At 61.0% G+C, this 4767-nt stretch carries 8 protein-coding genes; 2 read left to right on the top strand and 6 right to left on the bottom strand.

Annotated features, from left to right (window positions below):
• The first annotated feature begins 2 nt into the window (after positions 1-2).
• Both VL003_RS12075 and pyrF read left to right on the top strand, forming a co-directional pair.
• Entirely contained in the window at positions 3-398 is a 396-nt protein-coding gene (locus VL003_RS12075) for a diacylglycerol kinase (protein ID WP_325442815.1), read from the top strand.
• Positions 399-431: 33 nt separating this feature from the next.
• A complete protein-coding gene (gene pyrF, locus VL003_RS12070) occupies positions 432-1259 on the top strand; it encodes an orotidine-5'-phosphate decarboxylase (protein ID WP_325442813.1) in 828 nt (275 codons plus the stop codon).
• A 13-nt stretch (positions 1260-1272) separates the two neighbouring features.
• Here pyrF and VL003_RS12065 read toward each other — a convergent pair whose 3' ends face one another.
• The 6 genes from VL003_RS12065 to VL003_RS12040 all read right to left on the bottom strand — a co-directional run.
• Positions 1273-1773: a CinA family protein gene (locus tag VL003_RS12065; protein ID WP_325442811.1), complete on the bottom strand. Its 501-nt coding sequence runs from the start codon at positions 1771-1773 to the stop codon at positions 1273-1275.
• Complete coding sequence (locus tag VL003_RS12060) at positions 1770-2291, bottom strand: phosphatidylglycerophosphatase A family protein (RefSeq protein WP_325442809.1); 522 nt, start codon at positions 2289-2291, stop codon at positions 1770-1772. The genes VL003_RS12065 and VL003_RS12060 overlap by 4 nt, the downstream gene beginning before the upstream one ends.
• Positions 2292-2296: 5 nt before the next feature.
• On the bottom strand, positions 2297-3253 hold the full coding sequence (gene thiL, locus VL003_RS12055; protein ID WP_325442807.1) for a thiamine-phosphate kinase: 957 nt from the start codon (positions 3251-3253) through the stop codon (positions 2297-2299).
• A gap of 18 nt (positions 3254-3271) precedes the next feature.
• A complete protein-coding gene (gene nusB / locus VL003_RS12050) occupies positions 3272-3766 on the bottom strand; it encodes a transcription antitermination factor NusB (protein WP_325442805.1) in 495 nt (164 codons plus the stop codon).
• Positions 3756-4286: a 6,7-dimethyl-8-ribityllumazine synthase gene (gene ribH, locus VL003_RS12045; protein ID WP_325442803.1), complete on the bottom strand. Its 531-nt coding sequence runs from the start codon at positions 4284-4286 to the stop codon at positions 3756-3758. Before ribH ends, nusB begins: the two co-directional genes overlap by 11 nt.
• Positions 4287-4299: 13 nt before the next feature.
• A partial coding sequence (locus VL003_RS12040; RefSeq protein ID WP_487047255.1) for a bifunctional 3,4-dihydroxy-2-butanone-4-phosphate synthase/GTP cyclohydrolase II occupies positions 4300-4767 on the bottom strand: 468 nt, incomplete at its 5' end.

Raw genomic sequence — 4767 nt, 5'->3', positions numbered from 1 at the left:
TCATGACGCAACATAAATCACCGTATAAAAGTCGAGGCGGCCCGGCCCGCCTGATCAATGCGCTGCGTTATTCCATGCAGGGATTAGGCGCAGCCCTTAAGCATGAGGCGGCCTTTCGCCAAGAGCTGCTTTTGTGCATGGTGCTGATACCGGTCGCAATCTGGGCCGGAAACACCTTGGCCGAGCAACTGCTGTTAATTGCCACCCTGTTTTTCGTGCTCATCGTTGAGCTCCTCAATTCAGCGCTCGAAGCCATCGCCGACAGCGTCACCCTTGAAAAACACCCTTTGATCGGCCGCGCCAAAGACCTTGGCAGCGCCGCTGTCATGCTGGCGATTATCGGTGCCGCGATTGTGTGGATCGCGGTTTTGACCGGCTTAAGTCCGCCGGCGACTTGACCTGAAGACGCAAAACTGAACATTCATAAACACATGACCACCTTTACCCAAAAACTTGATGCCGCCTGGGCGCACGCCGACTCTCTGCTGATGGTTGGGCTCGACCCCGACCCCATGCGCTTCCCGGCCGAACTGCACGGACGCCCTGACTCCATTTATGAGTTTTGCCGGGGCATCGTCGATGCAACCGCAGCTTACGTTTGCGGCGTCAAGCCGCAAATCGCCTACTTTGCCTCACAAGGGGCCGAAGACCAGCTTGAAGACCTGTGCCGCTACATACGCGAACGCTACCCGCAATTGCCGGTGGTACTTGATGCCAAGCGTGGCGACATCGGCTCGACCGCCGAGCAATACGCCCGCGAGGCCTTCGAGCGCTTCGGCGCCGACGCCGTCACAGTCAGCCCCTACTTGGGTTTTGACTCTATCGAGCCCTATCTTTCCTGGGAAGAAAAAGGCGTGATTATTTTATGCCGCACCTCGAACAAGGGCGGGTCTGATCTGCAGTCACTGATGGTGTCCGACTCGGACCCCCTTTACCTGCGTGTGGCGGGCCTGGTGGCCGACCGCTGGAACCGCAACGGCCAATGTGCGCTGGTGGTGGGTGCGACCTTTCCGGAAGAACTCGCGCGTGTGCGAGAGCGTGTGGGTGATATGCCCTTACTGGTGCCGGGCATTGGCGCGCAGGGCGGCGACATTAACGCCACTGTAAAGGCCGGTTGCAACAGCGTGGGAACCGGCATGATGATCAACTCATCGCGCGCCATTATTTATGCGGGCGCCGGTGACGACTGGCGCGAAGCGGCTGCAAAAGCGGCGCTCGACACCCGCGACGCCATCAACCGGGCACGCGCCGCCCTGTAATCCGCAAAACCGATCAGGGCTCGATGATCTCGAGCGCCCGATGCAGCGCAAAGGCAACCGCCGCCGCGCGAACGTGGGCGCGGTCGCCCTCAAAAACCTTGGTGATGGCGCGCGTGCTAATGCCTTCTCCGACCCGCTGGGCAAAACCAAAACACACCATGCCCACCGGCTTGCCGGGCACAGCACCGCCCGGACCAGCTATGCCTGTGGTTGAAACGGCAAACTGAACCTTGCCGGCATCGAGCGCACCGGCCGCCATTTCCATGGCGGTTTCTTCGCTGACGGCGCCAAAGCGCTCGAGCGTGTCGGCACCGACCCGCAACTGTTCTGTTTTGGCGGCATTGCTGTAGGTGACAAAGCCCCGGTCGAACCATTGGCTGGAGCCCGCAATGTCGGTAATGGCGGCGCTAAGCAGCCCCCCGGTGCAAGACTCGGCACAGGCCAGCATCCAGCCCCGATCAGAAAGCAATTTACCCAGTTGCTGAGCCAGAGCGGCAGTTGGCGTGTGTGTCATAGAACCCCCAGGCGGACCAAAATGGCCAATACCAGCAAGCTATAGGCCGCAGCAAGCAAGTCGTCCCACATGACGCCCACGCCGTTCTTGAACTTTTTATCAAAGTAACGAATGGGCGGCGGCTTGATAATGTCAAAGAACCTGAATACCACAAAGGCCACGGTCTGCACGCCGAGCTCTTGGGGCATTAGCCAGAGCACCAGCCAGAACGCCAAAATTTCGTCCCACACCATAGCGCTGTCGTCGGGCCGACCAAGCTCTTTGCCCACACGGTGACAAGCCCAGCATCCGTAGGCAAATGACACCAGCAGCACGACCGCAATGCCGGCATCGGAAAGTCGCGACACCACCGCAACCCACAGCAACCAGCCCAACGCCGTGCCCCAGGTACCCGGCGCCGGACGCAGCAGCCCGCTGCCCAGGCCAAACGCCACGGCCCGGTATGGGCTGCGAAACACCCAGCCCAAGGTAGGCCGGGAAGCTTCAGTTTTTTGAAAAGGCGTGGGCGTATCGGACATTTATCTCAGCCAAAATGATCAAAGCCCGAAGATGATACCGGAATGACTTTGCCTATAGTATCGAGAACCCGTAGCCCTGGCGTGCTGACAATGGTTCCGACCCGCGTGGCCTGAAGCCTGAACTCATCTGCCAGGCTGCTGACTGCCTGGCGATTTTCGGGCGGCGCGGTAAAGCAAAGCTGATAAACGTCGCCCCCCGCCAGCACGGCCCGCTGCACCTGCGCTGCGTCGACTGACGCCAGCGCTGCATCTACCGGCAGTGCGTCATAGTGCAATACTGCGCCGCAGCCACTGGCCGTTAGAATGTGGTTCAGGTCTTGCAATAAGCCGTCCGAAATATCCAGCGCGGCATGGGCAACACCCGGCAAGCGCTGTGCGAAACGCCAAGGGGGATCGGGGCGCTCAAGGGCGTGGCGGGTGGCCTGCAGTAATTGGGGCCGTAGCGGTGCTTGGCCCAGCAGCATTTGCAGGGCAATATCAGGCGCGCCAAGGCTGCCGGTAACCCAAATATCGTCATCCGGGCAAGCGGCATCGCGACGCAAGGCTCGGCCAGGCTCCACCTGGCCGAACACCGTCACGCTTATAACGATGCCACCCGGGCTTCGTGTCGTGTCGCCGCCCACCAAAGGGCAATTGCTTGCCTGGGCATAGCGGTAGAATGCGTGCGAGAATGCCTCAAGCCAGTTTTCGTCGATTTGGGGCAACGACAAGCCCAGCACACAGCCCAGGGGCTGCGCCCCCATGGCGGCCAGGTCAGATACGTTTACCGCCAGGGCCTTATGCCCCAATGCCGACGGGTCGACGTCTTTCAGGAAGTGCGTGCCCTCGATGAGCAGGTCGGTGCTGACCGCCAGTTGCTTGCCGGGGTCAACGGGCACCAAGGCGCAGTCATCGCCCGCCCCCAGATACCCGGACGGAACCGGCTTTGAAAAATACCGCCGGATAAGGTCGAACTCGTTCACGGGGTGCGCCGGGCGCAACTAGCGAGGGCGTGCGGCCGCCTCGACCTCGAGCGAACGGACGTCGGCGGCCATGCGGTCCAGAACACCGTTAACAAACTTGAAGCCGTCGGTGCCCCCGAACGATTTGGCCAGCTCGACGGCCTCGTTGATGGCAACCTTGTAAGGCACCTCGACGTGATGGATGAGCTCGTAACTACCAATGAGCAAGATGCCGTGCTCAATAGGCGAGAGCTCTTCGAGAGGGCGGTCGAGGTAGGGCGAGAAGCGTTCGCGCAACACCGGCGCCTCGCGCAACACACCATGCAAAAGGGTTTTGAACCAGTTGGCGTCCGCCTCGGGAAACTCTTCGTCGTCGCGCAGGTGGGCGTCGATGGCGCCGGCCTCTTGCAGGCCTTCGTCTGCACGCAGCAGCCAGGCGTAAACGCCTTGTAAAGCGAACTCGCGCGCCCTGCGGCGCGCACTGCGAGTATTGGCGCGGCCCTGTGCCGCGCCACCTTGCGTTTTACCTTTCATCAAAGTCTTCGTCCTCGTCGTCGAAGTCGTTATCGTCGAACTCATCGTCGTCATCTGATTCGGGCTCGAGCGCTGCCGCCAAGTTCGCCATTTCGACCGCTGTGCGAGCGCAGTCGCGCCCTTTTTCGGCAGCACGCTCTTGGGCCTGTTCTTCGGTTTCAGTAGTTAGCACACCATTAGCGACAGGAATGCCGGTTTCGAGCGCAATGCGGCTAATGGCGGCGGCGCTTTCGTTGCTGACCACTTCGAAGTGATAGGTCTCGCCGCGAATGACGGCGCCCAGTGCAATAAGCGCGTCGAACTCGAAGGTTTCGGCCATTTGAGCCAGGGCCACGCCCATTTCGAGCGCGCCAGGAACCGTCACCACCATGACGTCGCGCTCGTCGACGCCGAGCTCGGCCAGCTCGGCCAGGCAGGCATCAAGCTCGGCCAGGCCGATTTCTTCGTTGAAGCGCGCACGGACAATGCCCAAATGCAGGCCTTCTCCGTTGAGGTCAGGCGATAAAGTATAAGGGTTCATGTCGGGATTCCTTTTAGGCGGAAGGGGAAGGTTCACTATCGTAACCGGTTACGGTCAGGGAAAAGCCCGCCATGCTGGGCATTTTTCGGGGCCGGGCCAAAAGCCGCACGTGACCCACGTTAAGGTCGCGCAAAATCTGCGCACCGATGCCGTAGGTGCGTAGGTCGAAACGCTGAGACCCGGGTTCGGTGGTGGGCGCTGCAAGCGGCTTTTCCCAGGCGTCGAACTGCTCGAACAGGAGCTCGGCCGAACCCTGGCAATTAAGCAGCACCATCACCCCCGACGGCGCCTCGGCAATGGCCTTCATGGCGCTGGGTACGGTCCAGCTATGGGCCGTGCGGTCGGCCGACAAAATATCAAGAATCGTGGTGGGCTCGTGCACGCGCACCAGGGTTTCAGTGTCGGGCGAGATATTGCCGCGGGCCAGAGCCAAATGCGGTGCCCCGGAGGCCAGATCGCGATAAGCAACCGCCAGGAACTC

The sequence above is a fragment of the Pusillimonas sp. genome (assembly GCF_035515275.1).
Lineage (GTDB): Bacteria > Pseudomonadota > Gammaproteobacteria > Burkholderiales > Burkholderiaceae_B > Pusillimonas.
This window is presented reverse-complemented; position numbering and strand designations above follow the sequence as displayed.

What these genes read in the sequence shown, in the direction of transcription:
- VL003_RS12075 (WP_325442815.1), top strand. Translation starts at nt 3, where the DNA reads ATGACGCAACATAAATCACCGTATAAAAGTCGAGGCGGCCCGGCCCGC.
- pyrF (WP_325442813.1), top strand. Translation starts at nt 432, where the DNA reads ATGACCACCTTTACCCAAAAACTTGATGCCGCCTGGGCGCACGCCGAC.
- VL003_RS12065 (WP_325442811.1), bottom strand. Translation starts at nt 1,773, where the DNA reads ATGACACACACGCCAACTGCCGCTCTGGCTCAGCAACTGGGTAAATTG.
- VL003_RS12060 (WP_325442809.1), bottom strand. Translation starts at nt 2,291, where the DNA reads ATGTCCGATACGCCCACGCCTTTTCAAAAAACTGAAGCTTCCCGGCCT.
- nusB (WP_325442805.1), bottom strand. Translation starts at nt 3,766, where the DNA reads ATGAAAGGTAAAACGCAAGGTGGCGCGGCACAGGGCCGCGCCAATACT.
- ribH (WP_325442803.1), bottom strand. Translation starts at nt 4,286, where the DNA reads ATGAACCCTTATACTTTATCGCCTGACCTCAACGGAGAAGGCCTGCAT.